At 32.3% G+C, this 17,254-nt stretch carries 13 protein-coding genes; 11 read left to right on the forward strand and 2 right to left on the reverse strand.

What is annotated here, in order from left to right; genetic code table 11:
- Complete coding sequence (locus P8K68_RS10065; RefSeq protein WP_300250366.1) at nucleotides 1-918, reverse strand: cation diffusion facilitator family transporter; 918 nt, start codon at nucleotides 916-918, stop codon at nucleotides 1-3.
- Nucleotides 919-929: 11 nt separating this feature from the next.
- Nucleotides 930-1,364 (reverse strand): ribose 5-phosphate isomerase B, encoded by a 435-nt coding sequence (rpiB, locus tag P8K68_RS10070; protein ID WP_300250367.1) that lies wholly within the window; start codon nucleotides 1,362-1,364, stop codon nucleotides 930-932.
- A gap of 699 nt (nucleotides 1,365-2,063) precedes the next feature.
- Between rpiB and rnr the strand changes: the two genes are divergently transcribed.
- The 11 genes from rnr (at nucleotide 2,064) to P8K68_RS10125 (ending at nucleotide 17,139) form a co-directional block, all read left to right on the forward strand.
- Complete coding sequence (rnr, locus tag P8K68_RS10075; protein ID WP_300250368.1) at nucleotides 2,064-4,262, forward strand: ribonuclease R; 2,199 nt, start codon at nucleotides 2,064-2,066, stop codon at nucleotides 4,260-4,262.
- A 594-nt stretch (nucleotides 4,263-4,856) separates the two neighbouring features.
- Nucleotides 4,857-5,534: a head GIN domain-containing protein gene (locus P8K68_RS10080; RefSeq protein WP_300250370.1), complete on the forward strand. Its 678-nt coding sequence runs from the start codon at nucleotides 4,857-4,859 to the stop codon at nucleotides 5,532-5,534.
- Between the two features lie 169 nt (nucleotides 5,535-5,703).
- Nucleotides 5,704-7,566 (forward strand): tetratricopeptide repeat protein, encoded by a 1,863-nt coding sequence (locus P8K68_RS10085; RefSeq protein WP_300250371.1) that lies wholly within the window; start codon nucleotides 5,704-5,706, stop codon nucleotides 7,564-7,566.
- Between the two features lie 137 nt (nucleotides 7,567-7,703).
- Complete coding sequence (locus tag P8K68_RS10090) at nucleotides 7,704-10,940, forward strand: DUF5107 domain-containing protein (RefSeq protein WP_300250372.1); 3,237 nt, start codon at nucleotides 7,704-7,706, stop codon at nucleotides 10,938-10,940.
- 25 nt (nucleotides 10,941-10,965) lie between these two features.
- Complete coding sequence (locus P8K68_RS10095; protein ID WP_300250373.1) at nucleotides 10,966-12,915, forward strand: hypothetical protein; 1,950 nt, start codon at nucleotides 10,966-10,968, stop codon at nucleotides 12,913-12,915.
- A gap of 66 nt (nucleotides 12,916-12,981) precedes the next feature.
- Complete coding sequence (locus tag P8K68_RS10100; RefSeq protein ID WP_300250374.1) at nucleotides 12,982-14,397, forward strand: ADP-ribosylglycohydrolase family protein; 1,416 nt, start codon at nucleotides 12,982-12,984, stop codon at nucleotides 14,395-14,397.
- Between the two features lie 153 nt (nucleotides 14,398-14,550).
- The gene (locus P8K68_RS10105; protein WP_300250375.1) at nucleotides 14,551-14,865 is read left to right on the forward strand and encodes a hypothetical protein; all 315 of its coding nucleotides are present in this window, start codon (nucleotides 14,551-14,553) and stop codon (nucleotides 14,863-14,865) included.
- 191 nt (nucleotides 14,866-15,056) lie between these two features.
- Nucleotides 15,057-15,398, forward strand: coding sequence for a hypothetical protein (locus P8K68_RS10110; RefSeq protein ID WP_300250376.1), 342 nt, complete (start codon nucleotides 15,057-15,059; stop codon nucleotides 15,396-15,398).
- 17 nt (nucleotides 15,399-15,415) lie between these two features.
- A complete protein-coding gene (locus P8K68_RS10115; protein WP_300250377.1) occupies nucleotides 15,416-15,901 on the forward strand; it encodes a VCBS repeat-containing protein in 486 nt (161 codons plus the stop codon).
- Between the two features lie 6 nt (nucleotides 15,902-15,907).
- Nucleotides 15,908-16,045 carry a hypothetical protein gene (locus tag P8K68_RS10120; RefSeq protein ID WP_300250378.1) on the forward strand — a complete coding sequence of 46 codons (138 nt, stop codon included), beginning with the start codon at nucleotides 15,908-15,910 and terminating at the stop codon, nucleotides 16,043-16,045.
- A gap of 194 nt (nucleotides 16,046-16,239) precedes the next feature.
- Nucleotides 16,240-17,139 carry a hypothetical protein gene (locus P8K68_RS10125; RefSeq protein ID WP_300250380.1) on the forward strand — a complete coding sequence of 300 codons (900 nt, stop codon included), beginning with the start codon at nucleotides 16,240-16,242 and terminating at the stop codon, nucleotides 17,137-17,139.
- Nucleotides 17,140-17,254 lie beyond the last annotated feature (115 nt).

The following is a 17,254-nucleotide window of genomic DNA, read 5'->3' on the forward strand; positions in this document are numbered from 1 at the left end:
TTAATCTTGTACAATTACATCTTTAGCATCATCCTTACCAAACTCTGGTTGAATATTTACATGATTAATATCGTATTTATGAAATACTAATTCTTCTATTTCATGAAGTATTTTATTAAATTTTGATAACGTAATATCTTCAGTAAAATCGATATGAGCCTCTAAATGAATTTCGTCTTCATTAAGTTGCCAAACATGCACATGATGCACATTTTTTATACTGCTAAAAGCGTTAATTTCAGTCACAATTTTTTTTATTGGAATAGCATCTGGAGTAAATAACATGAGTACTTTTGTAGATGTTTTTAATAAATCAAAACCCATCCAAATTAAATACAAAGCAATGATAAAAGTAAGTACGCTATCTACCCAAAATAATTTGTAATACTTCATTAATAAACCACCAATTAAAACAGCAACACTAGCCATCATATCAGTAAATAAATGGAGATAAGCACTTTTCATATTCATATTTGCTTCAGCATCTTTTTTTAATAAAACTACACTAAAACCATTTCCTAATATAGCAATTCCAGAAAGCCAAATCACTAAGTTTGATTCTATGTCTTGTGGATTTTGAAACCGTTCAACAGCTTCAATAATTAATAAAATAGCTACCACTATTAAAGTGGCTGCATTAATAAAAGCAGCTAAAATTTCAGCACGTTTATAACCAAAAGTTTTTTGAAAAGAGGCTTTCTTTTTACTTAACTCATTAGCTATATAACTAACAACCAAAGAAATAACATCGCTAAAATTATGAAGCGCATCACTTAAAAGTGCTAAACTTCCAGATAACACACCACCTATAACTTGAGCAACTGTTATAAGAATATTTAATAAAATAGATATTAGAAGATTACGACCTTTAAAGTCGCCATGACCATGCGAATGATTATGACCATGATGGTGATTCATTTATAATAATATTAACAAGATAATGGAATTTTATCTATTCTTCTTTGGTGTCTACCACCTTCAAACTCGGTATTTAAAAAGGTTTCAACCATTTCTAACGCTTGAGGTATAGCTGTATAACGCGAAGGAATACATAATATATTAGCATTATTGTGATGTCTAATTAAATGAACAATTTCTTTATTCCAGCATAAACCAGCTCTAACCTCTTGGTATTTATTAGCAGTCATTGCTACACCGTTACCACTACCGCAAATTAAAATTCCAAAATCTGCTTTTTTCGAAGCAACATCTTTAGCAACAGGATGTACAAAATCTGGATAATCTGCACTATCATTAGTATCGGTACCATAATTATTAACAGTAATACCTTTAGATTCTAATAAAGCTATTACAGCAAATTTATAATCTACTCCTGCGTGATCGTTTCCTATTGAAATTGTCATTTTATTTATATTATTGTATCAGTATACAAAGGTAGTAAATTAAGAATTTAGATTATTGTTTTTATTAAAAAGACCATCTTAAATATATACTAATAAAAGAAGGTTTTAAATAGTAATAATAAATTGTTTAGAAGTATAGTATCTATTATTAGTAACTTGTTAATATCTAAACAGCGTTTATTAAAACTTTTATTAGGATTATCCAGTTAAATTTTCAATCAAAAACCTAAAGTTAATTTACTAATTAGTTAGCATAAATTTTTAGTTAAGTTATAAGTATCAAATTATATAGTTGTGAGTTTTATTAATTATAATACTTATTAAAAAATGTTGTTAATGTAGGTTACTAACAATTGTTAATAGAAAAATTAAAAAACTTCAATTTAAGCGAGTTAACTATTTATAAATTGTTCATTTCATATCAACAACATTCTATAAGATATAAATCAAAATAAAAGATAAAAAAGTTATACCGCTATTCACAAGCTATAATAACCATCATTTATTTTTTTAAATTTTAAAAGAAAAATAATTATATAATATATAATGTGGATAACTTTGATTTAACAATTTAAAAAAACGATTAAATATTAAAACCCTAACTTTGTAAAAACAAATAGCAATTTCTTCACGTGTACAATGCTATTAAATAACAAAATTTCCTATATCTTAGGAATTGAAAATGATTACAATAATTAAATGACAAGAAATAGAAAAGGAAAATCCAAAAATAAAGGAATTTCCAACCTTACAAATACAATCTTAAGTATATTAAAAAAAGAAAGAAATCAAGTATTCAACTATAAACAAATTGCTGCTAAATTAGGTGTTAATGATGCTAGTAGTCGGAATCAAATCATAAAAACCTTAGCAAAACTAGCAGTTAAAAAAGAGATAGAAGAAGTAGATCGTGGTAAATTTAAAGCTGTTGTAAATACTGAGTATCATATTGGTAAGCTAGATTTAGCAGCTAAAGGAAACGGTTACATAATTTGTGACGATTTTGAAGATGATGTCTTTATAGCATCTAACAATATTAACAAAGCATTACACGGCGATGAAGTAGAATTTTATGCTTACAAACGCAGAAAACGAGGAAAAGCAGAAGGCGAAATTACTACTATTATTAAACGTGCAAAATCAGAGTATGTTGGTGTTATTCAAATTCATGAGAAAAAGAATTTTGCTTTTGTAGTTCCTGATAGCAACAAAATGTACACAGATATTTTTGTACCTATTAATAAAATAAATAAAGCCGAAGATGGTGATAAAGTACTAGTATCATTAGAAGAATGGCCAGAAAAAGCAGATTCCCCTCACGGTAAAGTACTTCAAGTACTCGGTAAACCTGGAGAGCACAATACAGAAATACATGCTATACTAGCAGAATATGGTTTACCACATGAATTTCCTCACGAAGTTGAAGCTTTTGCAAATGGTATTGATACATCTATAACAGAAGCAGAAATAAAAAATAGACGCGATATGCGTAAAGATTTAACCTTTACTATAGACCCAAAAGATGCTAAAGATTTTGATGATGCCCTATCGTTTGAGGTTTTAGATAATGGTTTATACGAAATAGGGATTCATATTGCAGATGTATCGCACTATTTACAAGAAGGCACTATTTTAGATGATGAAGCTTACGAGCGTGCTACATCTGTTTATTTAGTAGATCGCGTTGTTCCTATGCTTCCAGAAGTATTATCTAACAACGCCTGTTCATTACGCCCGCACGAAGAGAAATATACGTTTTCAGCCGTGTTTCAAATAAATAATAAAGCGGAAATTAAAAACGAGTGGTTTGGTAGAACCGTAATTTATAGTAATGCACGTTATGCTTACGAAGAAGCACAAGCGGTTATAGAATCTAAAATCAACACCATTCCTGCAGAGGTATCTTTAACAGGAAAAACATATCAAACCGATCAAAAATTAGCAGATGCTATATTAAAAATGGACGATTTAGCTAAAATTATGCGCGGACAACGTATGCGAGATGGTGCTATTTCTTTTGATAAAGTTGAAGTAAAATTCAATTTAGATGAACATAATAATCCAGCTGGTGTATTCTTTAAAACCAGTAAAGATGCTAATAAATTGATTGAAGAGTTTATGTTATTAGCAAACAGAAAAGTTTCAGAATTTATTGGAAAACAAGATCCTAAAAAAACATTTGTATACCGTGTGCATGATGAGCCAGACGAAAGCAAACTAGCTTCACTTCAAAATGTAGTTGGTCGCTTTGGTTACAAACTTAATTTTAAAGATAGAAAAAGTACAACAGTATCCTTAAATAATTTATTACAAGAGGTTGCCGGTAAAAAAGAGCAAAATTTAGTCGATACCTTAACCATACGAAGTATGAGTAAAGCGGAGTATACCACAAGAAATATTGGTCATTACGGATTAGCGTTTAACTATTACAGCCACTTTACATCACCCATTCGTCGTTATCCAGACGTGATGGCGCATCGTTTATTACAACATTATTTAGATGGTGGGAAATCTGCCAATGAAGATCTTTATGAAGAAAAATGTAACCACTCCAGTAATATGGAAGGCTTAGCAACACGTGCAGAACGCGATTCTATAAAATACATGCAAATTCGTTTTATGGAAGACCATAAAGATGAAGAATTTATAGGGGTTATTACAGGGGTAACAGATTGGGGTATTTATGTTGAAATTATTCAAAATAAATGCGAAGGTATGGTAAGTGTTCGCGATATGAAAGACGACCATTACGCCTTCGATCAAGACTTATATGCTATGGTTGGTAGAAGCAACGGTATGGTATACCAACTAGGAGATGAAGTGGTAGTAAAAGTTAAAAACACCGATTTAGTAAAGAAACATTTAGACTTTAATTTACTAGGGAAGCCTCAAGAATAATTCAATTTTTTTTATTTCGGCATTACCTCAAGGGTCGGGCTTTTACTCATGCTTTTCTATGTAATATTTTTAGATTCATGAACATAAATGTTTCATTATATCTTTTTTATATGTCATAGTAAGGATAAAGGTCGTGGCTATCTGTTAAGTTAAAGTTCTAAATAAAATCTATGTTTACCATTTTAAAAAAGGATGCCGTTTCAATCCCTAACGCGAATCACTACTAGTTTTAACTTATTTACTATTCATGTAAAGGTAGTAATCTTTTATTTAAATTTTTAAATTATATTTAATAAAAGATTCATCTAACAAATAAACAAATAAAAGCATAATATTAACAACAACACACTCCATTGAAGCGCATAAAATATAGTATTATTTAGGTATTGTTACTAGTGTATCAACCAACATAAAAACGTCTTTTTTTTCAAAACACAAAAAAATGTAAACATGTTTTCTATTGTTCTTAATAAAGCAAAAGAAGCCGCTTTTTAAAATGTAAAAGTCCAGATATAATGATAAACTTTTCTTAAAGTAAATTAACTAAGGTATAATTATTGATAATTTTACGTTTCTCAATAAAACCACTTTTAAATGAAAACACTTATTAAAATACTTGTGCTTTGTATAACAACAATATGTTTTGCACAAAAACCTATTGAAAAAACCATTGGAGAGTTTAGCGAATTAAAAGTTTACGACTTAATTGAAGTAGAACTTATTAAATCTGATAACGATAAAATCTTTATTACCGGAAAAAATGCTGATGACGTTTTAATAAACAATAAAAACGGGACGTTAAAAATTAAAATGAAGCTTGAAGAAGCTTTTGATGGGAATAAAACCAAAGTGAAACTGTTCTACTCAAACATTGATGTTATTGATGCTAACGAAGGTGCACATATTCATTCAGCAGATATCATTAAACAATTTGAGATAGATTTAAATGCTCAAGAAGGCGGAAAAATTAATGTAAAATTGGATGTAAAGTATGTTAATGTAAGAGCCGTTACAGGAGCAGATATTGTAGCTTCAGGTTCAGCTAACCATCAAGATATTTCGATATATACAGGAGGCGATTACGACGGAAAACTTTTAAAAACTGAATTCACTGAAGTGTCTATTAGAGCCGCAGGCGAAGCCCTTGTAAACGCCACAAAAAAAGTATCAGCTAAAGTAAGAGCTGGAGGTGATATTTTTATATATGGTAATCCTGAACGTATTGATGAAAGCCGAGTATTAGGAGGAAGAATTAAGAAAGTAGAAGAATAATATCATTTACTAAATACATAATTATAAACCCTCTAAATTGAGGGTTTTTTCGTTTTTGATTATTTCAGTATGTTTTTTTTACTAAATTATTAACCATACATAAACTATACATAGTTGTTTTTAACCCCTGTTTTAACTACTTTAGTAACTTAACAAGCTTAAAACACACGTGAAAAATATTAAATATTGTATTTTTTTTATTGTATTGGGGTCATTTTTAATGTTAAAAGCACAAGAAAGACCTCCTATTAATGTGTTTTATTCTAATGATTACAGAGTAAATACACAGTTGGGAATACTTGCTATTAAGGCTAAAGACTGGAAGAAAGCAGAAGCTTACCTCCAAACAGCCGCCGATAGAATTACCATGAATTACACACGAGCTAAAGACGGCGAAGCGCTCTATTATCTTGGGATTACACAACGTGCCTTAGGAAAAACACAAGATGCTTATGACAATTTGTATAAAGCCACATGGAGTTCCGCATGGCATTCAGCAGCCTATTACCAACTCGCAGAAATGGACTGTAATACAGGTGATTTTGACAAAGCTTTAGGGCATATAAATCGTGCATTAACAACAAATGCTGAAAACGATAATATGATAATACTAAAGTCAATATTATTAAGAAAGTCAGGAGATTATAGCGCAGCAAAAGAAATGCTTCAGGAGCTTATTTCAAAAGATATGATTAATCATTGGGCGCTTAATGAATTATATCTTATCAAAAAGGAAGCTAAGGAATTAAATGAACTAGACGCTCTTGATAACCTAAAAGTGGTCATGCGCAATGAGGTAGAAGGCTACCTAGAACTTGCAACTAGTTATGGCAATTGTGGACTGTTTAAAGAGGCTAAAGATGTTTTAATGCGATTGGAGTTAGAGGGTAATACCTATCCAATGCTGTACTATTATTTGGGGTATTACAGTCACCAGCTTGGAGACACCAGTGGGTCATTAAATTATTATAAAAAGGCAGCAACTATGCCGCATAATTATTGTTTCCCTTACCGTGCGGAATCGATTACAGTACTAGAACACGCTATGAAGCTAAACCCTAGTGATGCAAAAGCACCTTATTATCTTGGTAATTTGTTTTACGAACCACAACCAAATCAAGCGATTAAGATGTGGGAACTGTCTCGTGAATTAGATGGGACCTTTTATATCGTACATCGCAATCTTGGTTTAGCTTATGAAGAGATAAATCAGGATAATGCTAAGGCTATGAGCAGTTATGAAACGGCAGTTGCTAATAATCCAACAGACGCACGTTTACTTTTTGAACTAGATAAAATATACGAGAAAAATAAGGTATCCTCACAGAAAAAATATGAACTATTAAAAGACAATAATGAGACGACTCGTATGCGAACAGAAACATTATTACGTTTTGCTACCCGAGCATTGGAAGTAGGAAAATATCAAGAGGCTATTGATATTATAGAAAACAACACCTTCCCTCAGCTTGAAGGCGGACGGGAGATGCAAGACACCTATCTTAGCGCTTCTACTTTAAGAGGTTTGGAGTACCTTAATTCAAAACAATTAAGTAAAGCAGAAGCAGATTTTAAGAAGATTATAGACTATCCTGTAGGTAGGTTTGGTCGTTCGCGGTGGGCCCAATTCAATTATCTATTAGGAATTACATATGATAAGATGGGAGAAAAGGATAAAGCTAAAGAAAACTATCAAAAAGCGATAGCTATGAATATCCCTTTCAGAGGCGCAGATACAGAATACGCATATTACCAAGGGTTAGCATTGGAGGCGACTGGTGAGAAGAAAGCCTCAACAGTGTTGTTCAATAAAATGTTAGATTATGCCCAAGGGACTGACAATAGCTCTTTTTTTACTCAATTTGAAGGCGGTCAGTCTGAAGATGATCAAGCTGCTACGCAACATTATCTTGCTGGTTTAGCATATCAAGGTCTTGACGATAAAACTAAGGCTAAAGCTGAATTTGAAAAAGTTTTAACTTATAGACCTTCTCATATCTGGGCTAGCGTTCATTTAAAACAAATGAAATAAGTCGAAAAAATAATTTTTTTTTGAAGAATCAATAACTTATAATAATAGTAGTGATGAAAAATAGTAGAGGAATAATAAAAAAAGGTATTATATTTTGCATGTGCTTAATTGGAGTTAACCTTTTTTCACAAGTAAAAATGACAGAAGAAATGTGGACGCTTCCAACCTACAAAGTAGAAGCTTCAGAAAAGGCACCATTCTTTTTCACAGGAGAAAATTATCAGGGCGCTAGAAAAGTTATTTATCCTTATGCGCTAAATGATGTCATTTCTAATACGAAGGAAACCCAGGAATGGAAAACCTTAAAGCTCGAAAACGAATATATTGAATTAGGGATTACCCCAGAAATGGGCGGAAAATTATATTATGCAACCGATAAATCCAATGATTATAATTTCATATATAAAAATAACGAGGTAAAACCTGCAAACATTGGTATGACAGGGGCTTGGACATCTGGCGGGATAGAATGGTGCGTATTTCATCATCATCGCCCATCAACTATGTTGGACATGGATTATAGTACAGCAGAAAATGAAGATGGTAGCAAAACTATATTTATAGGCGAAACCGAACCCCGTCATCGTATGCGATGGACAGTGGGGGTAACTGTTAGTCCTGGCAAATCTTATTTCGAGGCAGAAATGTCTATATATAACCCAACACCATATACCAATACATTTTTGTATTGGGCAAATGTTGCTACACATACCAATGAAAACTATCAAATCATATTTCCACCTAGTATAGAATTCGCAACATTTCATTCCAAAAACGATTTTACACAATGGCCTTTTTCAACTGAAGTATTTAAAGAGCAAGATTTTACCGAAGGTGTTGATATTAGCTATTGGAAAAATGTAAAGCAATCTGCCTCATTTTTTGCTTGGGATTTAAAGGAAGATTTTATGGGAGGTTATGACCATGGAACGAATAGTGGTACGGTGCATATAGGAGATCATAATATTGTTAAAGGCGCAAAATGTTGGGAATGGGGTTCGGGTCCAAGAGGACAAGCTACAGAAGGAAGGTTAACAGAAACTAGTGGCCCGTATGTGGAAATCATGGTTGGTGCTTACTCTGATAATCAGCCAGATTATACATGGATAAAGCCTTACGAAGTTAAAAGATGGAAACAATATTGGTATCCTGTAAAGGACATAGGTGGATTTAAAAACGCCAATTTAGATGCTGCGGTTAATCTTGAAAAACGTGATGGTAATTCCGTTTTTATTGGTTACCATTCTACACAAAAATTGGATAATGCTCGAATTATTTTAAAAAACGGTGCAGATATTGTTTTTCAAGAGGATGTACAAATTTCTCCAGTAAAAGCATTTACTCAATTAGTTGATTTGAAAGGGAATTTTAATCTCACAGATTTATACACAGAAATGGTTGATATAAAAACCAACAAAACCATTATATCTTATAAGCCTATTGAAAAGAAAATATCAAAAGAATTACCTAAAGAAGTTGAAAGACCTCCGTTACCTGAAGATATGGAAACCGTGGAAGAATTATATATAACAGGAAGCAGGCTTGAACAATTTTATAAAAACCCTAATGATTATTATGATGAAGTCATTAAACGCGACCCAACTAATAGTCGCACGAACACAGCAATTGGAAATCAGTATCTTAAAAATGGCGATTATAAAACGGCGAGAAAATATTTTTCTACAGCAATAAAAAGAATAACAACGGATTATATCCGTCCAAAAAATACAGAAGCTCTATATCTTCAGGGGTTAACATTGAAAGCTTTAGAGCTGTATGATGAGGCAATTGACACCTTATATCGTGCCACTTGGGATTACGCATATCATTCGCCAGCGTATTTTGAATTGGCACAGATTTCATCTATTAAAAAAGATTTTAAAAAAGCCTTACATCAAATAAATGAATCACTTTCTACTAATTCCAGAAATTCCCGTGCCATTGGTTTAAAAGCATCTATTCAAAGAAGATTGAAGGATTTTGATGGTGCAAATAAAACCCTTTCTACAATTATTGGCATAGACCCACTTGACTTTAGAATTCTCAACGAAGTTTATTTAGTGGCAAAAGCTTCGGGTAATAATGAAGCAGCAGAAAAAGCATTGGTGTCATTTACAAAAAAAGCAAGGAATTTTCATCAAAATTATCTTGAGTTGGCTGTAGGTTATTTGAATGAAGGCATGTTAATGGAGGCAGAAGACGTATTGCAACGCTACAAAGGTGAAGATCCTATTATTCAATATTATTTGGGATACATTAAAAGCAAATTAGGCAATAAAGATGAAGCAATAAAACTGTTTAAAAGCGCCCAAAGCCTTTCTACAGATTATTGTTTTCCATTTCGATTAGAAACGGTTAAAATATTACATGTTGCTTTAGAAAACAATCCTAAAGACGGAAAAGCAAATTATTATCTTGGTAATATTCTTTATAATAAACAACCCGAAAAAGCTATGGAATATTGGGAAGTTGCTATAAAAAATAATCCCAATTTAGCCATGGCATATCGTAATTTAGGATGGGGGCATTACAGACATTTTAAAAATTTTAAAAATGCCATCCCTTATTATGAAAAAGCGCTTGCCTTAAGCAAAAATGACGCAATTTTATATACTGAACTCGATAATTTATACGAGTTAAACAATAGCCCTATTAAAACTAGGCTAAAAATATTTGAAGGAAATGAAGCAGCAATAAATAACCGTGATGATGCCTTTGTTCGTCAAATAAAGGTGCTTACTTTGGCAGGAAAACCAGATAAATCTGTTGAACTTTTAAAGAATAAGGTCTTTAGTTATCGCGAGGGTAATTCAAGAGTTCGTGAGGTTATTATTGATGCTCAATTATCGTTAGGATTACAATATATGGCCAAAAAAGAGTATCAAAAAGCACTTGATCATTTTTTGATGGCTCAGGTTCCTGATGAGGAAGCAGGAAGTGCCAGATCAGGAAATAGAAATATTCAAGTTAATTATTTTATTGGAAAAGCATACAGTGCCTTGAATAATACATCAAAAGCAAATGAGTATTATAATATGGCTACCAATGCTGAAACATCAAACAAATCTAGCATAATGGCGTATTATAAAGGATTAAGTTTTTTAGAGTTAAATAATATTACTGAAGCTCACGCTATTTTTAATGTATTGGTTGGTGAAGGAGATAAAATATTAAATAATACTGAGGAGGTATCAGATGATTTCTTTGCCATTTTTGGCGAGAAAGAAAGCGAAAGCCTTAGGAACTCCAAAGCTTACACTTTAAGAGGCTTGGGATATAAAGGCTTGGGTAAATCATCAAAGGCAAAAGAAGATTTAGCAAAAGCAGTAGCGTTGTCGGTAAGTAATTTATGGGCTTATACTGAATTACAATAATTTCTCAAAAATTAAAATAAAATTTATGAAGTGTATAACGAATATTACATCAGCAATTGTCTATCTCGTTTTAGTGTGTTTATTGAGTCAATCTTGCGATAAGGAAACTGACAAAATTTTTAAAATTCAATTTGATAACACTAAAAAGGTCTCAGGACAAAAATTTGCAATAAAAGATATAAGTCCAGGACTCGAAACCGACTGGAGTGATTATAATTTTGTTGTTCTTGAAATGAAGGTTACGACGTCGCAACGCTTTCAAGTCGGATTCACAACAGATAAAGGATACAACGAAATTCGCGTTATGAGTTATGCTCCAAATGCATGGATTAAACAAGCTATTCCCTTAAAGTTTTATACACAATTACCTGATCCAGCAAATGATATTGCTGGCACAATGAACCAACCGCGGTATACAGGCTGGTTTAATTTGGGAGGAAAACGCGGACCACTAAAAGGTGTCGATTCTATTGGAATTAGAATGCATGTTCCCATAGGAAATCCGTCTATTGAAATACGCAATATGAGTTTGCATAAAAATGATCCAGGAGACGAATATCTTGGTAAAACTCCTATTGTTGACGAGTTTGGTCAATCAAATTTGGTTGATTTTGAAGAAAAAATAAAATCCATCAATCAATTGGAATCTGAGTGGAACTTGGAAGATGAAAGTTTGAATAGAGATGAAGATTTCAACTACTCGAAATATGGCGGTTACTTGAATGCTAAATTGGAGGCTACAGGATTTTTTAGAACTCAAAAAGTAGATAATAATTGGTGGTTTGTAGATCCAGACGGGTATCAATTTTTGTCTCTAGGTTCAGATTGTATTGCTCCGGGTAACGGCGGAAACGTTAATCGATTGGACAAAAGATCGAATTTTATGAAACAAGCACCACCTGAAGGCATGGGCTTAAACCCAAAGCGGCCAAATAGAGTGTCTTTTGGAACCTGGAATTTATTTCGTCGGTTTGGGGAAGACTATCCTACTAAATCTAATGATATGATTATACGCAGAATGACGAATTGGGGGTTAAACACAATTGCGAATTGGTCTAGTAGTGAAGTAATAAAGATGAATCAAAAGCCATTTATGTTACAATTACGTGGTCTTGGGATAGGCGAAAGCATTATGGGGCTTACTGATGTATATGATGTTAATTTTCAATCTCATATAGAAAAGGCGGTTCAAGAATATGTAACGCCATACAAAGACAATCCATGGCTTATAGGTTACTTTACTGGCAATGAACCATCATGGTTAGGGCAAGAATCTAGATTGTGTGATTTAATTTTAAATTCAACTCGCGCTATGCCTATTCAGTCTGCTTTAAAGAATTATTTAGCCAATGGAGATAGTCCTGAAAGACGAAAAGCATTTATTTATGATAGCTTCAAAACCTTTCTTCAAACTGTAGAGGCTGCAGTAAGAAAACATGATCCAAACCATCTTACCCTTGGAATCCGATTTGGAAAAATCCCTGAAAATGAAGTCTTAGAAATTTGTAAAGAAGTTTTTGATGTCTTCAGTTTTAATTGTTATGAATTAGCCCCTCCAAAAAAAGATATGGATAGGGTTATGAATGTAACAGGCTTACCAATGATTATAGGCGAATATCATGCTGGAACTGTGAATAGAGGTATGGCGCAGGCCTTGGTACAGGTTGAAAACCAAAAAGAGCGTGGTGTTGCCTACAGGTATTATACAGAGCAAGCATTTAATCATCCTAGTTTAATTGGGGTTGGCTATTTTCAATGGTCTGATCAAGATCTTACCGGTAGAGGTTATGATGGTGAAAACTATAATTGTGGTTTGGTAGATGTTACTGATAGACCTTACAAGCATATGGTAACGGCCATTAAAGAAACTGCAAAAAGAATATATGATGTTCATGTAGATAAAATAGAGCCATATAATAAAATACCTTTGAATCCATGTGGATATGAATTAATTCCTGATTTATGGAATGAATAATAGGGATACTATACTATATAAAAACTGATTATTGATGCAATCCTATTTTCTTAAAACGTAATACTAATGATCAAATATTTTCAATTTAAGGGAATAAAAAAAAGTAGATTGATGCTCATGATTATTTCTGTTTCCTTCTTGTCGTGCAAGGACACTAATAACAAAGAGAAAGGTAATATTATTATGGACTCAAATTTGATTTATCAAGAGTATTCGCCAAAAGCATCAGACCTCGTGATTTCAAGAGAAAAATATTTAGATAAATTATATGGTTTTTGGCTTGGGCAATGCATAGCAAATTGGACAGGCTTGGTTACTGAAATGGATAAAGTTGGAAACATTGGTGAATTCCAAACGGGCGATTTTTATACAAGAGACAATTGGGGGAAAGCGGATCTACCGAGTATTTGGGGAGAGGGCGTTCCGAGTGATTTATCTGCTACAATAGATTTTGTTTTTAGGGATGAAGACGATGTCTGGGGGTCAGACGATGATACCGATATTGAATACATATATCAAGATTTATTATTTACTAATAAAACGGCAATGTTAACTGGTGAGCACATTCGAAAAGGCTGGCTTGCGCATATCAAGACTGAGGAGGAAAATTATTTGTGGGTATCTAATGAAAAGGCATTTCATTTAATGCAGGAGGGCATGATGCCACCCGAAACGGGAAATCCTAAAAATAACCCTGAGTATGAGATGATAGATGCACAATTGACCACAGAAATTTTTGGTTTATTTGCTCCAGCACGCCCCGATATTGCATTAAAAATGGCACATTTACCTATACAAACGACTGCAAGATATAATGCTGAATGGGCATCAGAGTTTTATGTTATTATGTATGCATTAGCATCTTATGTTGATAAAGACCTTTCAATGAAAGAAAAAATTCTATGGATGACTCAAGAAGCTAGAAAAAGATTGCCTAATGATTCTTTTTCAGCAAAAATGTTTGATTACGTGTTAAGAAGATTTAATGAAAATATACCTTGGGAGCAGGTAAGAGATGAGCTTTATATAAAATATCAAGTCAATCAAGAAGATGGGTATAATATAACGTCTAAAAATTTATATTGTAATGGTTGTTTTGCCTCTGGAATTAACTTTGCCTCTAGTATTGTGAGTGTATTATATGGTGAAGGCGATATAAAGGAGACTATAAAAATTGGTGCATTGATGGGTTGGGATTCTGATAACCCTACTGCTACATGGGGAGGTTTATTGGGTTTCATGATTGGTAAGGATGGTATAGAAAAGGCGTTTAATAGAAAGTTTGCTGACAAATTTAACATTCACCGAACACGAGTTAGTTTTCCTAATAATGGTATTGATAATTTTACTAATATGGCACAAAAAGGTGTGTTTATTGTTGATAGGGTTGTTCAAGAACAAATGGGTGGAGGTATTGATTTAGAAAAGGGATTATGGTATATACCAAATATTGGATTAAATATAAAACCTGCTCATAATTAGTTTTTAGTAGTATAAATAAACAATTAATTTTAGTTTATCTATATTCAAGATTTACAATTCTTTTTGTTATACCTTTTGAAACAAGCCTATAATCAGTGACATGACTCAAAAAAGAACTTCAACATTCAGAACAAAAAAAAGAAAGTAATGCTCATGATTACCATCATGCTTATTGTTGTAAGTGCCGTTTTAATTACTTCAATTGGCGTTCAAAGAAAAGAACAAGCTTATCTAGAAAATCAATATAACGTGTATTGTGGGAGTTGCCATTTAGTACCTAACCCAGAAAACATTCCAAAATCGTTATGGAAAAATAAAGTGCTACCAGAAATGGCAAAAAGAATGGGGTTAAAGAGCTATAACGATGGGTCTCAGAGGTATTCTGATTTAGAAAAACAGCATATTAAACTTAATAATGGGTATCCTGAGTTGCCTTTATTGGATAATTTGAAATGGCAGGAATTATAATTGATTACATATTAAGTATCGCGCCTGAAAGCGTACCAAATACATCAGTTAGAAAGGGAAGAAATTCTAAATGAACCCAGTTTAAATTTTCATTTAAAACTTTAAATCCGGTTAAACGAGCAGTTGGTATTGTAAATATTACCTTTAACAATAAATCAAACAACCTATTTGTTGGGGATGTTTTTGGTAAGTTGTATCAATTAAACATTAACTCTGATATTAAGTTAACCTTTGACTCTCCTATAGTTTCTAGTGTTTTAATAGATAGTACGCTTTATGTAACGGAAATTGGAATTATGAATCCGAGTGAAATTCCTAAGGGTGTTATATATAGTTTGGACTCTGATACTTTAGTACCACTTGGCATAGAGCTACATAGCCCTGTTTATTCTGAAATTAACGATCTAAATGGCGATGGTGAAAATGAAATTATTATATGTGAATTTGGACATCTTACAGGATCATTATCATTACTTGTTAAGAATGAAGAAACTTATGACAAAAAATGCTCTTGGTATTCCCGGGTAGTATAAAAGTGTAGGTTTTAGATATGAACAGAGATGGTAAGAAAGATATAGTGGCATTATTTGCACAGGGAAGAGAAGGCATTTATGTATTTTATCAAACGGACAACCTAGAATTTAATGTGGAGCCTTTAGTATTGATGCCATCTGAATCTGGTTCTAGTTGGTTTGAGCTGTTAGATTTTAACAATGATGGGTATCCGGATATCCTACTTGCCAATGGCAATAATGCAGATTATTCAAGATTCTTAAAGTCCTATCACGGCATATGGTTATTTATAAATAATGGTAAAAATGAATTTAATGAAGAATGGTTTTATCCGATAAATAGAGCAACACGGGTGTCTGTTGGTGATTTTGATATGGATGGAGATATCGAATTTGTTGTATTATCGTTCTTTTCCGATTTTGATAAAGGTCTGGAAGAGGGTTTTGTTTATTTAGAAAATGTTGATTCAAGTAATTATTTGTTCACTTCATATACCTCAGAAAAGACTAAGAGTGGTAATTGATTAGTGATGGAAAAAGGAGATTTTGATTCTGATGGCGATATAGATATTATGCTGGGTAGCTTTAATATGATTGCTCCAAATAGTTTTAAAAGAAAGAAAAAAGAAGATCTCTTAATACTTGAGAACAACCATATTAAAAGTTAGATTCTATAAGTTGAGTCTTGTGTTCGTTTAATGTAACGTTAATAGTTGCAATAGAGAAGATTAACTTAATTGTTTATGTGGTTAAGGTTGTTGAAAATAACGATTGATATCTTAGAGTTATGAAAGTAACTAATTTTTATTTCCTTATATGGTTGACACTTATGTTGAGTTGCCAGCACAAAAAAAATTTAAAGATGACGTATATACTTAAAAATAAAAATATTGAAATACATATGGACGCACCCTTAGAAAATTATAATCTCTCAAGATTTGATTGGACAGGTAAGATTACTTCTGTAAAGTATAAAAATATGCTTGTGACAGGAGTTGAAGAACATAATGTTAAGAATAAGAATGATTATGGGAAAGGTCTATATAATGAATTTGGAATTAAAACAGCCATAGGATATAATGAAACAAATGAAGGTGATTGGTTTCATAAAATAGGAGTTGGCCTGTTGAGAAAAGATGATACAGTATATGATTTTACTAAACGCTACGATATTAAACCTGCTACGTTTAATATTAAAAGTATGTCCAATAAAATAATTATTGACTGCATATCTCAAAACGTTAATGGATATGCCTATACTTTAAATAAAGAAATTGAACTATTTGAAAGTAGTTTTGTTATAAAATATGTTTTAAAAAACGTGGGTGAAAAACGTATTGTAACAAGTGAATACGTTCATAATTTTTTAGCTATCACCGAGGAGTTTATAGGTAGTGATTATATCTTAAAGTTACCATTTCAAATCAAACCTAAATTATTTGAAAAGACCTTTAACTCTGAGGACAAAGTTGAGATTGGCTCAAATGAAATAGCGTTCAATAATACCCCTAAAAAACCTTTTTTTTTCAGCTATTTGGCTGGTCGTAATGAAGTTGATGCTAGCTGGGAATTAATAAATACTAAGAATAAAATAGGGATTAGCGAAAAAGGAAGCTTCAAAACATCTAAAGTAAATCTTTGGGGATGGAAACATGTTATTAGTCCAGAATTATTTTTTGATATAAAAGTGGAGCCTGGAAAGGCTGCTAAATGGACCAGAACTTTTAAGGTATTTGAAGACACTATCCTAAAAAGTGTGTAAGTTCAAAATTTCAGGGTTAAATTATTTATAGTTTAATCCTGTTTTCAAATATAGCTAAAAATTGGTTGAGTATAATTCCCCAATTTCTAACAGGCATTATCCATTTTTTAGTGCT

Origin of the sequence: Algibacter sp. (genome assembly GCF_029245835.1) — a bacterium.
GTDB lineage: Bacteria > Bacteroidota > Bacteroidia > Flavobacteriales > Flavobacteriaceae > Algibacter_B.